The 14,569-nt window shown below is 58.1% G+C and carries 13 protein-coding genes; 7 read left to right on the top strand and 6 right to left on the bottom strand.

What is annotated here, in order from left to right; translation table 11 throughout:
- Nucleotides 1-19 precede the first annotated feature (19 nt).
- The 4 genes from PMN64_RS07950 to PMN64_RS07935 are packed head-to-tail and all read left to right on the top strand — an operon-like array spanning nt 20 to nt 4,687.
- Nucleotides 20-1,309, top strand: coding sequence for an extracellular solute-binding protein (locus PMN64_RS07950; RefSeq protein WP_411780293.1), 1,290 nt, complete (start codon nt 20-22; stop codon nt 1,307-1,309).
- A gap of 7 nt (nt 1,310-1,316) precedes the next feature.
- A complete protein-coding gene (locus tag PMN64_RS07945) occupies nt 1,317-2,105 on the top strand; it encodes a glycerophosphodiester phosphodiesterase (RefSeq protein WP_411780292.1) in 789 nt (262 codons plus the stop codon).
- A 12-nt stretch (nt 2,106-2,117) separates the two neighbouring features.
- Nucleotides 2,118-3,314, top strand: coding sequence for a PLP-dependent aminotransferase family protein (locus PMN64_RS07940; RefSeq protein ID WP_411780291.1), 1,197 nt, complete (start codon nt 2,118-2,120; stop codon nt 3,312-3,314).
- Entirely contained in the window at nt 3,311-4,687 is a 1,377-nt protein-coding gene (locus PMN64_RS07935) for a hypothetical protein (protein ID WP_411780290.1), read from the top strand. Before PMN64_RS07940 ends, PMN64_RS07935 begins: the two co-directional genes overlap by 4 nt.
- Here the strand turns inward: PMN64_RS07935 and PMN64_RS07930 are convergent.
- The 6 genes from PMN64_RS07930 to aepX all read right to left on the bottom strand — a co-directional run bounded on the left by PMN64_RS07930 (nt 4,661) and on the right by aepX (nt 10,793).
- Entirely contained in the window at nt 4,661-5,842 is a 1,182-nt protein-coding gene (locus tag PMN64_RS07930; RefSeq protein ID WP_411780289.1) for an MFS transporter, read from the bottom strand. The genes PMN64_RS07935 and PMN64_RS07930 overlap by 27 nt on opposite strands.
- Nucleotides 5,843-5,947: 105 nt before the next feature.
- Nucleotides 5,948-7,075, bottom strand: coding sequence for a PLP-dependent aminotransferase family protein (locus tag PMN64_RS07925; protein ID WP_411780288.1), 1,128 nt, complete (start codon nt 7,073-7,075; stop codon nt 5,948-5,950).
- A gap of 27 nt (nt 7,076-7,102) precedes the next feature.
- A complete protein-coding gene (locus PMN64_RS07920; RefSeq protein WP_411780287.1) occupies nt 7,103-7,882 on the bottom strand; it encodes a class I SAM-dependent methyltransferase in 780 nt (259 codons plus the stop codon).
- A 19-nt stretch (nt 7,883-7,901) separates the two neighbouring features.
- Complete coding sequence (locus tag PMN64_RS07915) at nt 7,902-8,507, bottom strand: CDP-alcohol phosphatidyltransferase family protein (RefSeq protein WP_411780286.1); 606 nt, start codon at nt 8,505-8,507, stop codon at nt 7,902-7,904.
- Between the two features lie 45 nt (nt 8,508-8,552).
- A complete protein-coding gene (locus PMN64_RS07910) occupies nt 8,553-9,323 on the bottom strand; it encodes a phosphocholine cytidylyltransferase family protein (protein WP_411780285.1) in 771 nt (256 codons plus the stop codon).
- A 600-nt stretch (nt 9,324-9,923) separates the two neighbouring features.
- Nucleotides 9,924-10,793, bottom strand: coding sequence for a phosphoenolpyruvate mutase (gene aepX / locus PMN64_RS07905; RefSeq protein ID WP_411780329.1), 870 nt, complete (start codon nt 10,791-10,793; stop codon nt 9,924-9,926).
- Between the two features lie 852 nt (nt 10,794-11,645).
- Here aepX and sfnG point away from each other — a divergent pair.
- The 3 genes from sfnG to PMN64_RS07890 are packed head-to-tail and all read left to right on the top strand — an operon-like array spanning nt 11,646 to nt 14,569.
- The gene (gene sfnG, locus PMN64_RS07900; protein ID WP_411780284.1) at nt 11,646-12,752 is read left to right on the top strand and encodes a dimethylsulfone monooxygenase SfnG; all 1,107 of its coding nucleotides are present in this window, start codon (nt 11,646-11,648) and stop codon (nt 12,750-12,752) included.
- A 12-nt stretch (nt 12,753-12,764) separates the two neighbouring features.
- A complete protein-coding gene (locus tag PMN64_RS07895) occupies nt 12,765-13,679 on the top strand; it encodes an ABC transporter ATP-binding protein (RefSeq protein WP_411780283.1) in 915 nt (304 codons plus the stop codon).
- Nucleotides 13,679-14,569 carry a branched-chain amino acid ABC transporter permease gene (locus PMN64_RS07890; RefSeq protein WP_411780282.1) on the top strand — a complete coding sequence of 297 codons (891 nt, stop codon included), beginning with the start codon at nt 13,679-13,681 and terminating at the stop codon, nt 14,567-14,569. Before PMN64_RS07895 ends, PMN64_RS07890 begins: the two co-directional genes overlap by 1 nt.

The raw sequence follows: 14,569 nt of genomic DNA, 5'->3' as shown, positions 1-14,569 counted from the left end.
AACTTCATAGGATCAACTCATGTTCAAACTCACACGGCGTTATCTTCTCGCCGGCTCATCCTCCCTGCTGCTTACGACGGGACCACGTGACGGGGCCATCTCGGCGCCTGTCCAAACCATCACTATTAAAGTGGCGGCCGCTCCGTCGATCTATCAGCAGGCATTCGCATCGGTGATCGAGGCATTCAAGCAACACCATCCGTCGGTTGTTGTGGAACTGATTCCTGCTGTTCGCGAAGACGAAGAGCTGGTCCAGCGTACGCTGCGGTCAGCAATTGTCGGCGACCTTCCCGACGTCTTGTTCATCAGCCCGAACCTTATGCGGCTATTGGTCGACAGAAAACTCGCCATTCCGCTTGAGGAAGTGGGAGCGACGGCGGCAAGTCTCCAATCGCTGGGCTTGATTCCAGGTGCTGAGGGTATGGGGCAAGTCGTTGGAAGACAGTACGGAACGCCGTTGGGTGTCTCTACGCCGGTTATTGCGTACAACGCCGAACTGGTACGTAAGGCCGGAGCAGATTCTGATCATTTTCCGAACACCTGGCCGGAGACGATTTCGCTCATCTCGCGCATTCACCAATCGGACCCCGGCATCGTTGGGGGATTCTTCGAGTACGACAACACGGGGAACTGGACTTACAAGGCACTCGTCGCGACACTTGGTGGACGAATGATGTCACCGGACGACAAGGTGATCTTGTTCGACGATCCGAAAGGCCTGGAGGCTCTGAGAGTACTTAGAGCATTCGCGCGAGCAGGGCAGGGCGCCGTCGACATGACTCGCGACCAGGCGCGCCAGGCATTCTCAGCTGGCAGAATTGGCGTGCTTGTCACCTCAAGTGGCGCCCTCCCGGGCCTTGAGAGGCAGGCCAATGGCGTCTTTACGCTGAACGCGGCCCCGTTACCTCTAGGCTCGGAAGATGGCAAGGTTCCCGCAGCTGGTACCGTCGCCATGATACTTACGAAAGACGATGGTAAGCGCCGCGCAGCGTGGCAACTCTTGCAATTTGCCCTCGGCGTAGAGGCGCAGACTATCATCGGCCGGCAAACAGGTCTTGTTTCCGTTAACCGACGGGCTCTTGAAGATCCGGACCGACTTGGCAGTTACATGAAAGACCGGCCCAATCAAGGGGCCGCCGTAACGCAGCTATCGCGGCTCACCGAGTGGTATGCATTCCCTGGCGAAAACTCGATTAGGATATCTGACACTATCAAACGGCACCTTCAGGCAGTTCTCACGCTGAAGCGCACTCCCGAGGAAGCTCTCGCTTCCATGCGAACCGAGGTTGGCGCGCTGCTTGGCACCTAGAACGAGGATGCCGGACGATGCACCTCCTAACGCCGATGCGGTCAATTCTATGAAATCTTTTTGGGATGCGAGCTTCCAGACGTTGGGACGACCCATCGTGATTGCGCATGGTGGCGACTCTGCCAGTTATCCAGCTAACTCCATCTGGGCGTTTCAACATGCGAAGCAGGTCGGAGCGGATGCTCTGGAGGCAGACCTGCGCTTAACTGCCGATGGGCGCGTTGTCTGCCTGCACGACGAGGAAGTCTCGGTTCGATCGAAAATGACTGCGGTCAGGCAAGTCGAGTATCGAGAGTTCCAGGCTTGGAGTAGAGGGCTAGCAACTATCGAGGATCTCATTGGGGTTGGACTTCCGGTTTACCTTGACGTCAAGGAACACGCCGAATTCTCAAAACTAGATGTCTTGAGGATTGCTGTGGCGCATGCGGACCCAGCTCGGTTCATAGTGGGCATCAATAGTTTGTCCGACGGCGTCGCAGTCAGGAAAGCCGAACCCGACATTCGGCAGGTTGCCTTGATGCACGACGACGACGAACTCGCGGAGTTCGCAGCCCTGTTTCCCGGTCATTGGATCCGTCTGCACAAGACGCGGACGACATGTGAAAGAATTGAGCATTTCAGGGGGCGGAAGGCCAGGATCATGGTCACATGCGGCTCCCTTGCAAAGCCATCAGGCGATACAGACCGGGATGCATTCCTTCAACTCCAGCGTTTGCGGCCCGATGGGGTCGTGCTGAACAACCCGGGCCTTGCCCTGCGGGCCGTGGCGGACGCCGCAGTGCCGCCCGCGAAGTAGGATTAAAAAGCAATGCAAACAAGCACACGTGCAAACGCGTCCAACGCGAATTCGGATCTACAAAACAATCGACCGTGCGCACCGGTTGATTTCACGCGTTCAATACCTCCCGCGTCGCTAGACATTGCGGAAGGACTAAAGAGCGCATTAACGAGCCTCGCCGCGCAGCCGACCGTCGGTACTCTGCTCGATGGCAGCATTGCGGGTGGAACTATAGAAGACCGGTTGACTGGGGCGCGGCTTCTCTCCCGAAGAGTTGGCGAAGCAATCGATCCGAACCGGATCATTGTGACCAACGGCACGCAGAGCGCCTTGCACTTGCTATTTCGGAATTGTACCAGATCCGATTGTCCCGTGCTGACGGAGGCCTTCACCTATGGTGTACTGAAGGGCATAGCCTCCCACACGAAAATCCGGCTACAGGGGCTTGCGCTCGACGACGAAGGGTTAGATCCCGCTGCCGTGTCAGAGGCTCTTGAGCAGTCGCCAGTGCAAATCAAGCTTCTCTATTGCAATCCGACAATTCATAACCCGACCACCGCGACGATGTCGCTCGAAAGGCGAAAGGAATTAGTAGCGCTTGCTCGCAAACACTCAATTCGCATCGTTGAAGACGACGTTCTAGGCCTGCTTCACCCCGAGGCTCCGCCTCCGATAGCCGCCTTAGCGCCCGACCTGACGTGGTATATCATGGGGCTCACGAAATGCTTGGCGCATGGAATGCGTATCGCTTATCTCCTGGCGCCATCCGTTGACGACGCTCAGGGGCTCCTTGAAAGAGAGCGCAGGTACTCGAGCTGGTTTCCTGCACCACTGCACGCAGCCATTGCGTGTCAATGGATCGATGACGGCACCGCTGAGCGTGCAACCTCAGCCATTCGAAGAGAAATGGACGAGCGGCACGAGCTTGCCCGATCTGTATTGAGGCAACATTGCTTTCGCGGGTCCCAGGGTTCAATGCACATCTGGCTAAACCTTCCGCGTCCCTGGTCTAATCTTGACTTCCAGCAGGCTGCCGAGAAACAAGGCGTCTTGGTCAGAACGGCAGACAAGTTTGCGGTTCACGAAAGCATCTCCACTCCTGCAATTCGATTGTCGTTAAGTAGTCCGCCGGACCGACAATCACTTGTATCGGGCCTTACTCGGCTCGCCTCATTGCTTGACGACGGCATGCCTGCTCGCCCGATCGCCGGGCAGGACGCGTCATGACGCGCCACATCCGGCTTCTCACGACACATGATTTCTTCGGCTCGTTTGCGGTTGTACCTACCTCATATGGCGAACTATCTGGAGGCGAATCCTTACGCTCGGCTGTTAATGAACTACGTTCGGGAAAAAGCGCGCTATGGCTTGACAGCGGCGACTTCTCGCAAGGTGGAGCGCTCACCGTCGCAACAAACGGCATTGGTGGACTTCGTGCCGCCGGTGAACTGGGTATCGACGCTTCGGTCGTCGGCAATCATGATCTCGACTTTGGGGCGTCCTTCCTTCGCCGCCACAGTGGAGCGCTTGGCTTCCCGCTGCTGTCGGCCAATGTCGATTTGGGACTTCCTGGTACCGCAATGATTGCTACTAGGGATGGCGAGGTTGGATTGATCGGTCTAACACATCATGATCACGCCTCCATGTCGTCCTGGTCGATCTGCCCCGAACGGCCGATGCCCGGAGCAGGCGAGGGTCTTGCGTTCCAGGTCAAGGAAGCTGCGGCAGAGTTGCGCCGAGCGGGCGCCAGCGTGGTCGTGTGCATCTGCCATGAGGGGGTGGACTGGGCCTTTTCTTCGGAAGGCCGCTATGGTGCCGACCCGATGGGTTTCTTCTCTCGTTGCAGATCGTGGCACGAGGCAGTTGATCTCATTGTCGCAGGCCACACCTTGGGACGATATTTCGGTCGCATTGGAGGCACGCCGGTCGTGCAGCCGTGGCCGCTCGGAGCAGAGCTTGCCATCCTGGACGTTTGCTTGTCGGGCAAGTCCATAGAGGTGAGCGTCGGCGCACACATGGTCAGGAGTACAGGAAAGCAATGGCAGGGCCATGGCGCGAATATCATTCGCGCCGAGCAATCCGAGGTCTTGGGCCATCTGGATCGGCCATTGATCGCAAGGTCTGGCGGGCCTGCTCCCCTCGCTACATTCCTGGCCAAGGCCGTATATGCGGCGTCAGGCGGAGCTGACATAGCCCTCGCTTATGTGACTTGCGGTCAGCCGACCCTGGACGGCGTCTTCGGTTGGCTAGGAGCCGGGCCAATCTCCCGGCTACAGATTCTGCAGAATGTTCCATACTCGACGTTCGGGGTTGTCGCGACAATGATATCCTCGGAGGAGCTAGACGAACTACGAAGGCTAACTGAGCCACGCCCTCAAGATCGCACGACGGCTTGGGGGAGTTTTGGCGCGCCAAGGAGTAACAAGGGTATAGTTCGGCTCGCTACTCTCTCTGGTGCGGCAGCCGATTTGTTTTGCAGATTGCTAAAACGCAAGCTCGATTGGACGCACGTCGGTAGCACGCTGTTCGACGGGCTCAAGGAGATACTCGCGACATCGTCAGTTTCGCAGCGCTCAAGCGTTCGTGCATTTACGTCGTGATCTATCTTCAACGACGACTGCAATGATGTTTCCGACAGAGGCAGCAAGGAGCGCCGCGTGCACTCCGATATGAGACGCCAGAGCGCCCCAGAGGACGCTGCCGATTGCCGTGCCAAGATAGAACGTCATCAGGAATCGAGCCACCAGCTGACTCTTGAGGGCAATTGGTGCTTCGGTTCGTACAGCGATATTCAGCGATGTCCCGAATAGAAACCAAGAGGCACCGAACACGAATGTGATGACAGATAAAAGCCAAAGCGGTGCCGGAATCGCAATTGCGGCGTTAAGCACAAACAACAAGCTGGCTGTCAGTTTTAAAATCGAACCGAGCCCTAAATGGCGGTGAATGATTGTTGAAACGATGATCCCGCACAATGCGCCAAACCCTAGAAAGGAGGTCAAGAGCCCCAGCGCTATCGTTATGTCGTTCTGGTATTGGCCTTTGACCAGGGCAGGAAGCAGAGCCGGCACCGAACTGCCACAGACTGACACCAGAGCGGCTTGACATGTGCGGGGAGGCAAGGACGTGGGACTCAAATGTTGATTTGACGATATCCTTGGCGAAGGCATTTCTAGGGTTGCGGCTGTCAGCCTAGTTGCCGTAGATTTCGGTATGGACAAAAGAATGATGGCACCCCCAACGAAGAATGCGCTGAGCAGGAGAGTGGGTGTCGAGCCGAAGAGACCAATGGTTGTGGCTCCGATGATTGGACCGATTGCTCGGGCAGCGTTGAAACTGCCTGATATCAAGATTGTGGCGGTAGGAACCGAAGCGTGAGCGACAAGATCGGGCCCCACAATCTGCCAAAGCGCCATCGCAAACGAGGCCGTTGTGCCGAGCCAGAACAGCATGGTGATCAACAGCCACCGTGTAAGGGGTAAACGCAAGGTCGCGTACGCGTAGAATAACAGGAGGGCCACCGTCGAGATGTGCCCCGCGAGTAGCAGAGTGCGGCGATTGAACTGGCTTGCCAAGGTTCCGGCTGGAACGGCGACGAGCAGCAAAGGCACCTGAACTGCGGCATTGACCAAGGCGATATAAACTGGATCGTCCGTCAATTCGGTCATCAGAACGGATGTCACAAACCACGCCAGTACAAACCCTTGATAGGCTAGTAATGCAGCTAGCGCGCTAGGCAGAAAGGGTGCAGTCACCAAGGTGGTCCAGGAGCGCTCATCGCGGGGTGGCGCCAGATGCTTCCCAACAAGCCGGGACGTTTTCGTTGGCTCGCTCATTTGCGCTGCGCCTGGTGTAGGATGCTAAGGTGCCAGGTCGGCGCTGCCATAAAGGATCGATGCCAAGCGCACCAAGCCGTCTTGTAACATCGCGTCCGTTTTTGGCGACGTCAGAGCGATCCGAACGGCCTGTGGAATTGAGCTATTGGCGCTCTCCCCGAGAGTAGAAAACGCTTCAGCGGCCCGAATCTGTACGCCGAGGGCTGCTGCCTTTGTGACGCATGTGCCGCCTGAAATGTGCGAGGGAAGGTTGAGCCAGATGTGCAAACCGCCCGCTTCGCTCTGAAAGGAAAAATCGCGCAAGGTCTTTCGTGCAATCGCCTGTCTTTGCGCCGCGTGATCTGCGATCGATTGGCAGATTTCTTCAGCTCGGCCACTCAGAATCAATCGAGTGGCGATCTCAGCCGCCAAGGCGGACGGGAACCAAAAGGAATGGTTGGACACCGGACCTACGAGCTGCTGCACATGCAGGGCGCTGGGCCCGACCAAAAATGCAACTTTCAGCCCTAGAGCCATGCATTTGGAAACCGACTGAATATACCAGACGACATCAGGGGCAATACTCGCGAGCGGAGGCGGCTCACCTTTATGCAGCGGACCGAGAACGTCATCTTCGATGATGACGACGCCGTACCGCCGCGCGATCGAGACGACAGATCTGCGGCGAGCAGCAGGTAAGACCGATGTCGTGGGATTGTGTACCGTCGGATTGCAGAACAGTGCCTTCGGTTGCCATTGTCGGCATGCAGCTTCGAATGCGTCGGGGAGCAGGCCGCTTTCGTCAATGGCAACCCCACGTACCTTGACGCCGTACCTTGCAGCTAGCGGCACAAGTACAGGGTAGGTGAGTGCCTCCGCCAGAAGCGTGTGTCTTTCGCCGACGTAATGGCGCAAAAGCAGCCCAAGTAGGTTCTGGGTACCATGGGCCATTATAATCCTGTCGTGAGATGGCTTCTCGCCAAGGCGCCGGCCAAGCCACACGGCCCCCGCCTCGCGATCTTCGTCATTACCGCCGATACGGTTACGTCGCAGCCTTTCGCCGACATTCGGCTCGCTAGCGAACTCTGCAAGCACGTCTTGGAGACCGGAATTCAGCTCCGGCGGCGTCGGCGGGATAGCCTTCGACAGATCTATGGACGGAGCGTCAGCCACGAGTGCCTTTGATTATCGTTTGAACCGCTAGATGGCCTGAAACGTCCAGGCGCGAGTGATCCAGAGCGTGCGGATCAACGGTTCGTTGGGAATCATCTCCGCGGTTTTGCTCAAAATGTCTTCCCATACCTCTTTGGACACTTGGCTAGGGACATCGTGCCCCGCCTTCCACGTATCCAGGAAGTGCTGGGGGAGGAAGTTCTGCTCGTGTCCGGCTTCCAGGTAGCAATATTCGGAAAACAGGCCTTCCGTGTCGACCGCATCCATTATGTCCGCAACCGACGTGCCGGTTCTCTTGAGATCGGGCACTTGGCGTTTCACCATTTCCTCGATCTGGCGCTGCAGCTGATCTCGCTTAAAGTCTCTCAGATTCCAGACAATTGTCAGGAAGCCATGCTCGAGGAGAATGCGGTGAGCCTCGCGGAACATCTTGGATGGATTAACGAACTGATACGCATTTCCAAGAAGTACCCAATTCGCGGAATTATCGGGCAATTGGGAAGATTCGGCGGTACCTGACACCCATTCGAATCGAGATTCATGAGGCGCAAGGCGATGGGCAACAGCGCGCATTGCGTCATTGGGCTCGACGGCAAAGCCGATAACCTCTTGGCTGTCGAAAGATCGCAACAAATTGCCGGTGCCGGCACCAAGCTCGGCTATTACCACCTGACCGAAAATGCTGGCAACCGTCCTTGTTAGTGCGCCGAGTACAACTGGTGAATAAGGCGGGCGTTGACCGTACTCGACCGCATTCATGCTGAAATCGCCCCACTTCGTCGCGGGGCCGTTCGGAATGTCTAGCATTGGACTTCCTTGGGTTGCGTCACTGGAGCCCCCGCTGGATTAAGGTGATTGAAGCCGCCAGACAGAAAGCCGTAATGCCCACGTACATTATGCCTCGTGGGGCAGGGACGCGGACCGGTGCTACGTGGAGGCAGGCGAGGACGCCAAACAGGCACAGAACCAGCGGGGTAAAGGCGGAATCGCCGATATGGGGTCGCGCGAGCAACAATATTGCCATGATGGGAAGGTCATACGAAAGGGGCAATCCGGTGAAGGCCCCTCCACAAAGACCGAAGTTGCTAAAGTAGCTCAGCCGTAGTGCGCCCGCTAAAAGGAGTGCGGCACCTAGCACTAGTGTGACGATTGAATAATCCGCAATCGTCATCAAGATTATCGTCGGGAGCACCGCGCCATAGATGATGTCGGAGAAGCCATCAAGGCTTTTGCCGATCTTACCGACGTCTTCAGGCCTGTGCCTCGTTCGCTTCGCGATGATTCCGTCGAATTGGTCCGCAAGCATTGCCCATAGCCCGAATGCTGTTGCTAGTTCGACATGTCCTACGAGTGCTGCGTAGACTGCGGTACTCGAGATCACGATACCTGTAGCAGTCATCGCATTCGCTGGATCCACTAGATATCTGAGCATCGTCCCCTCAAGTCGACTGTCCCGCTCGGCGTATGTCCGTCGGCGCTAGGTTGGCGCGCTCGAAAAAAGATCTTCCGCAATTCGCAGGTCTTCGGTGCTGTCAATTTCGTACCATCTCAGATTGTCGCAGCGTGCAGCGGCAAGTTGCATGCCGCGTCGTTCCACCAAGTAGGCAAGCAGCTCCTCTATAAAGGCTTGAGTGGCACCGGAGCCGATGATGTCGTCGAGCGCGGGAACGATGATGTTGCTGAGGCTGGATTGCGAGAACTTAAGCAGATTCATAGTCTTGAAAAGCGCGGGTCCGCTCTGCGACACGTTTGCTGAGGACTGCTTCAAGCGGAACGCCGAGATAAGTCCGTCTTGTGAGAGCAGAACGGCTGTTCCTTGCATCTTCATGTCGAAGGGAGCGACTGCAGCAACGTCGACGCCCGAATGCAGGTTGAGGTAACGGAGCGCATCCTCCTCAAAGAAGACGTCACCTTCCAGGACGTAGCTATCGCCCGACAAGAGTGCATCGCGCGCGAGCCAGAGGGAATAAGCGCTGCCGGTGCGATCGAATACGGAAGACTCGACATAGTGGATTTGGACACCAGCGAAATGAGTGCCGCAGGCATACTGAATTGCGTCTTTGCGGTATCCGACAACGATCGTCACTTCTTCCACGCCAACAGCTCCCAAGTTTCGCAGAGCGTTGTGCAGTATCGGGGTTCCGTTGACCTCGACGAGTGGTTTGGGCCGCAGATCGGTCAGCGGTCGCAAGCGCGAACCGAAACCAGCAGCGAGAATGACGGCCTTCCTGGGGAAGTTGATGGTCATTTAGGTGATCTCACGTCATTATCTTACAAGCCAATTCAGTTTCGGCCTTGAGCTTCCAACGGCATCAAACCAAGCGCGCTTCACAGCAATTGCATTATCGCGGGGCCGAGGGCGCCAGCCTGCCCAGATTATTCCTGCTGCTAGATCGATGAGTGTCCGCCGTTTGCGTCCGCCGCCTTAGCAGCAGTTCTAGCTGGGGCGGTAGTCGACGATCTCAAAAAGCGTATCCGTTGCGCCGAGGTGAGGTCTTCCGTCGATCAAAAATCCTGCTTCTCGTCGCTGCCGCGACGTGAGATCTACGGCTGCCCTGGAAAGAAGACCCCGTCATTAAAGAGGGCCTATTACCGCCCGCGTCGACGGCTCTCCAGGAGAAACATGAACTCGTAGGCCCTTCGTGACTGACCATCGAGATATCCGGGGGGATCGAGCCGAGATACGCGGCAGTGCACAGATCGATGACGTCGTCGCGCCATTTGATCCTATGTGCAGTATCAGCAAGGGAAACGTGCGTTCTGCGCAAAAATCGTCTGAAGTGTGACATCAACGCGGACGATCGCATCACGAGCGGTTCCTTCGATAAGCTGTTGTGTGGGTGAAAAGCTATTGGCGCGGGCTATCGGGAGATTGGTATCGCAATTCCGCACTAGCGAGTTCGTTGTAATTGAACATTTCGAAGATCTCCTCGAGCGTCGCAATATTAGGTTCAATGCTAGCTGTGTTCTCTTCCGCCAAGATGCGATCGCAGACTTGTCGCATCGCCATCATTGCCGCGCGCATGGAGTGATTGGCCCAGATCACGGTCGAGATGCGGGCTTTACGATAGACCGAGACCGGTGTTCGATAGTATTTCGTTGGAACGATCACGACTGGCAATCTGTTTTGCCAGGCGCGCATAAACGCAATGATCTCGTCCGCGGCTGTCTTTCGCGAGTGAATGAGGATCGCATCGGCTCCCGCGTCGGCGTAAGCGTGGGCGCGTAGAATGGCTTCATCCATGTCGTGCCCGGCGATCAACGCCTCGATACGTGCCACGAGGATCAGATCGTCCGCGACTGTGTCCTTCACGGCGCGCAAACGACCGGAGAACTCGTCGATATCGGCGAGGGGATGCCGATCGCCTATAAATGAGTTGATCTTCGGAAAGCAGCTGTCCTCCAGCGCGACACCGGCCGCGCCGCGCTGGCGGAGCTTCCGGGCGAGCAGGCGGGCATTGTTGAAATTCCCAAAGCCGCCATCTCCATCAACCAAGACAGGCATTTTGGCCGAATCCACGATACGCTCCACGGCGTCGACGAGTTGGCTCCATGACGCTTCGCTGGCATCGCGATATCCAAGAGAGCATGCAATGGATAAACCCGACGCCCAGAGACCCTTGAAGCCAGCGCGGCCCGCGATCGCGGCAGAGAGGCCGTCGTGCGCTTCCATGAGGAAGGTGAGTTCGCTGCTGGAGCAGATTTGATCGCGCAGCATTTGGGGAGTTGAGGAGCCGGCGCGAAGATCGAAGCCATTGGCAAGAGGAATATGGAAGCCATTGGCAAGAGCAGGTTGTGGGGATTGATCTCGCATGCAAAGTCCTTGCCGTCGTGTGTGGCCAGCCGATGTTTGTCGTCGATAGCTTTGACATCGTTCCGTCATCTGGATCAACGACTTGGATTGGTAGTTGACCGGGCCGCATCTTGCCTGAAGGCGCACAGTCGCGATCGCCCTTTTCGAGCGGGCAACGAGGCGACAAACGGGATGAGGGTGGGCCTATGACCGTGTTGGGTTTGGACCGAGCATGCGCGGAGGCAGAGTGCTCGAGTTCCTTCCCCAGAAGAAAGTCTCTTGTAATAGCTGTCTCACGAAAGGGATGACTATCGGCGCTTTTGGCCCGTCAGGTCGCGAAGATACGTGTGAGCGAAAGATTTTAGCTGCTCGGCAACAAACAAGCCGTTTATTTCGAAACTAGAAAAGCGAGTTTTCCAGGCGCGATGAAAAAGAGTGGTTCTTGGACTCGCAGGCTTGCATCTTCTCTGGGAATATGAAGCATCAATCACTGGTGATTGATGGGAGGGGAACGCTGATGATTTGCAAAACTCTCGTCCGTGAGGAAGCAGGTCCTTGTGCGCTGGCCGCGCCATGCGCACATCACTCTGTTGATTGCATTAACTATGCGTTCCTGCGCTGACACCGCAGAACTCGAATACATTTCTCCCTTGTAGCCTGCATCCAATCCTAGCAATTGCGCCTTCGCTTTCCTTTAGCAAGGAGGCGCATGCGATGGGCTGCCTGCGCCAGTCCGCTGTCGGTTTGATCCATAGCCAACTCACATGAGGTGACCGCATGACCACGAACAACGAGCCCATCAAGTTCGCCTACTGGGTCCCAAACGTCTCTGGCGGCCTTGTGATTTCTTCGATCGAGCAGCGCACGAGTTGGGACATTGATTACAATCGCAAGCTAGCGCAGATCGCGGAGAAGGCAGGTTTTGACTACGCCTTGAGCCAGATCAGGTTCACCGCCGGCTACGGCGCGGACAAGCAGCATGAATCCGTCAGCTTCTCGCATGCGCTGCTTGCAGCAACCGAAAAGCTCAAGGTGATTGCCGCGCTCCTTCCCGGGCCTTGGAACCCAGCCCTTGCTGCAAAGCAGATCGCAACGATCAGCCAGCTGACCAATGCCCGCGTGGCGGTCAACATCGTCTCGGGCTGGTTCCGCGGCGAATTTCACGCCATCGGCGAACCCTGGCTCGATCACGACGAGCGCTACCGCCGCTCCGAAGAGTTCATCAACGCGTTGCGCGGGACCTGGACGCAGGACAGCTTCACCCTCAAGGGCGACTTCTATCGGTTCAACGAATACTCGCTGAAGCCGAAGCCGCTCGAACCGCTGCCGGAGATCTTCCAGGGCGGCTCCTCGCGTGCGGCCCGCGACATGGCGGCCCGGGTGTCCGATTGGTATTTTACCAACGGCAATACGCCTGAGGGACTTGCGGCGCAGGTTGATGACATCAGGGCCAAGGAAAAGACCTTCGGCAAGGGCTGGCGAACCAAGATCGGCATCAATGCCTTCGGCATTGTCAGGAGAACGGAAAGCGAAGCCAAGGACGTCCTGCAGGAGATTCTCGACAAGGCGATCCCGGATGCAGTGCACGGCTTTCACCACGAGGTCCAGAACGCCGGCAATGCCAGCCCCGAGCGCGAGGGCAATTGGGCCAAATCCACCTTCCAGGATCTCGTCCAATATAACGACGGCTTCCGCTCCAACCTGATCGGCACGCCACAGCAGGTCGCCGAACGCGTCATCGACCTCAAGCGCGCCGGCGCCGACCTGATTCTGCTCGGCTTCCTGCATTTCCAGGAAGAGGTCGAGTATTTCGGCAAGCACGTGATCCCGCTGGTCCGCGAGCTCGAAGCCCGCAGCGAGCCGCACGTTCAGGCGGCGGAATAGCCGGGGACGGACATGAGCCTGGTTGCGGCAGCGGGCGGTGAGGCCCTGATCGTGGCGCGCGAGAGCGCCATCGAGGCGGCGCGGGAGGTGGGGAGTTCGACTGCCGCGGCGCCAGCCGCACGCGCGGCGGGCGTCGACCTGCCGGTGCTGAGACTCGAGGATATCACGCTCAACTTCGGCGGCATCACGGCGCTCGATGGCATCGATCTCGCCGTCGCCAAGGGCGAGATCCGTGCCATTATCGGTCCCAACGGTGCCGGCAAAAGTTCGCTGCTAAATGTCGTGAGCGGGCTCTATCGTGCGGATCGGGGGACCGTGCGGCTCGGCAGCGAACGGTTCACGCAGGTGTCGACGGAACGGCTTGCGGCGCATGGCGTGGCGCGCACCTTCCAGAACCTCGCGTTGTTCAAGGGCCTGCCGGTGCTCGACAACGTCATGATGGGCTTCGCGCACCGCAGGCGTGCCGGCTTCGTGCGGCAGATGCTCTCGACGCCGCAGGCGCGTCGCGAGGAAGCCGAGGCCCGCGCCGCCGCCGAAGACGTGATCGCGTTTTTCCATCTCGATGCGGTCAAGCATCAGCTCGCGGCCGGACTTCCCTTCGGAGTCCAAAAGCGGGTGGAGCTCGCGAGAGCGCTGATCGCTCGTCCGCAGCTGTTGCTGCTGGATGAGCCGCTGGCCGGTGTGACCCTGGGCGAGAAGCAGGAATTGGCGGCCCATGTGCGCAATGCGCGGGACGTGTTTGGCACTACCGTCGTCCTGATCGAACACGACATCGGCGTTGTCATGGGGCTCTCCGATCGGATCGCGGTTCTCGACTACGGCCGCAAGATCGCCGATGGCACACCTAGCGAGGTGCGGTCCGACCAGGTCGTGATCGATGCGTATCTTGGCGTGGACCATGAAGGTGAGACGGAGCTCGTGATCTGATGTTCGATTACCAGTTCTTCATCGAGGTTCTCGTCGGCGGTCTGTTGTCCGGCGTCATGTACTCGCTGGTCGCTATCGGCTTTGTGCTGATCTACAAGACGTCAGGCGTCCTGAATTTCGCACAAGGCGCGATGCTCCTGTTCGCAGCGCTCACCTTTGTGAGCCTGGCCGAGCGTGGTGTGCCGTTCTGGCTGGCCTTGGGGACGACGCTCGTGATCATGGTGGCGCTTGGCGTGGCAATCGAGCGCACGGTGCTGCGACCGCTGGTGAACCAGTCGCCGATGACGCTGTTCATGGCAACCCTCGGCCTGTCCTATGTGATCGAGGGCGCTGCGCAGCTTCTGTGGGGCACACAGGTCCACGGCCTCAATCTCGGCATCGACGACGTTCCGTTCGAGCTCGGCGGCGTTCTAATCAGTCAGTTCGACCTGTTCGCGGCGGTGATAGCCGGGGCTATTGTCACAGCATTTGCGCTGTTCTTCCGTTTCACCCGAACCGGGCTCGCGTTCCGCGCGGTCGCCGATGACCAGTTCGCCGCGTTGGCGGTCGGGCTGCGCCTGCCTCGTGTTTGGGCGGCGGTGTGGACCGCGGCGGGAATCGTCGCGTTGGTTGCGGGCCTATTGTGGGGAGCGCGCCTTGGCGTGCAGTTCTCGCTGTCCCTCGTCGTGCTCAAGGCACTGCCGGTGCTGGTGCTTGGTGGCTTCGACTCGGTCGCGGGCGCCATCGTCGGCGGCGTCCTGATCGGCGCGATCGAGAAGCTGGCCGAGGTCTATGTCGGCCCGTTCTTCGGCGGCGGAATTGAGGCCTGGGCTGCCTATGTGGTGGCGCTTGGCTTCCTGTTGGTGCGCCCCTCGGGGCTGTTCGGCCAGAAATTGGTGGAAAGGGTGTGA

Source organism: Bradyrhizobium sp. UFLA01-814 (genome assembly GCF_046718885.1).
Classification (GTDB): Bacteria; Pseudomonadota; Alphaproteobacteria; order Rhizobiales; family Xanthobacteraceae; genus Bradyrhizobium; species Bradyrhizobium elkanii.
This window is presented reverse-complemented; position numbering and strand designations above follow the sequence as displayed.

Bases quoted from the DNA above. Each gene is read 5' to 3' on its own strand.
- PMN64_RS07950 (WP_411780293.1), top strand. From the start codon at position 20: ATGTTCAAACTCACACGGCGTTATCTTCTCGCCGGCTCATCCTCCCTG.
- PMN64_RS07945 (WP_411780292.1), top strand. From the start codon at position 1,317: ATGCCGGACGATGCACCTCCTAACGCCGATGCGGTCAATTCTATGAAA.
- PMN64_RS07940 (WP_411780291.1), top strand. From the start codon at position 2,118: ATGCAAACAAGCACACGTGCAAACGCGTCCAACGCGAATTCGGATCTA.
- PMN64_RS07935 (WP_411780290.1), top strand. From the start codon at position 3,311: ATGACGCGCCACATCCGGCTTCTCACGACACATGATTTCTTCGGCTCG.
- PMN64_RS07920 (WP_411780287.1), bottom strand. From the start codon at position 7,882: ATGCTAGACATTCCGAACGGCCCCGCGACGAAGTGGGGCGATTTCAGC.
- PMN64_RS07915 (WP_411780286.1), bottom strand. From the start codon at position 8,507: ATGCTCAGATATCTAGTGGATCCAGCGAATGCGATGACTGCTACAGGT.
- PMN64_RS07910 (WP_411780285.1), bottom strand. From the start codon at position 9,323: ATGACCATCAACTTCCCCAGGAAGGCCGTCATTCTCGCTGCTGGTTTC.
- aepX (WP_411780329.1), bottom strand. From the start codon at position 10,793: ATGCTGCGCGATCAAATCTGCTCCAGCAGCGAACTCACCTTCCTCATG.
- sfnG (WP_411780284.1), top strand. From the start codon at position 11,646: ATGACCACGAACAACGAGCCCATCAAGTTCGCCTACTGGGTCCCAAAC.
- PMN64_RS07895 (WP_411780283.1), top strand. From the start codon at position 12,765: ATGAGCCTGGTTGCGGCAGCGGGCGGTGAGGCCCTGATCGTGGCGCGC.
- PMN64_RS07890 (WP_411780282.1), top strand. From the start codon at position 13,679: ATGTTCGATTACCAGTTCTTCATCGAGGTTCTCGTCGGCGGTCTGTTG.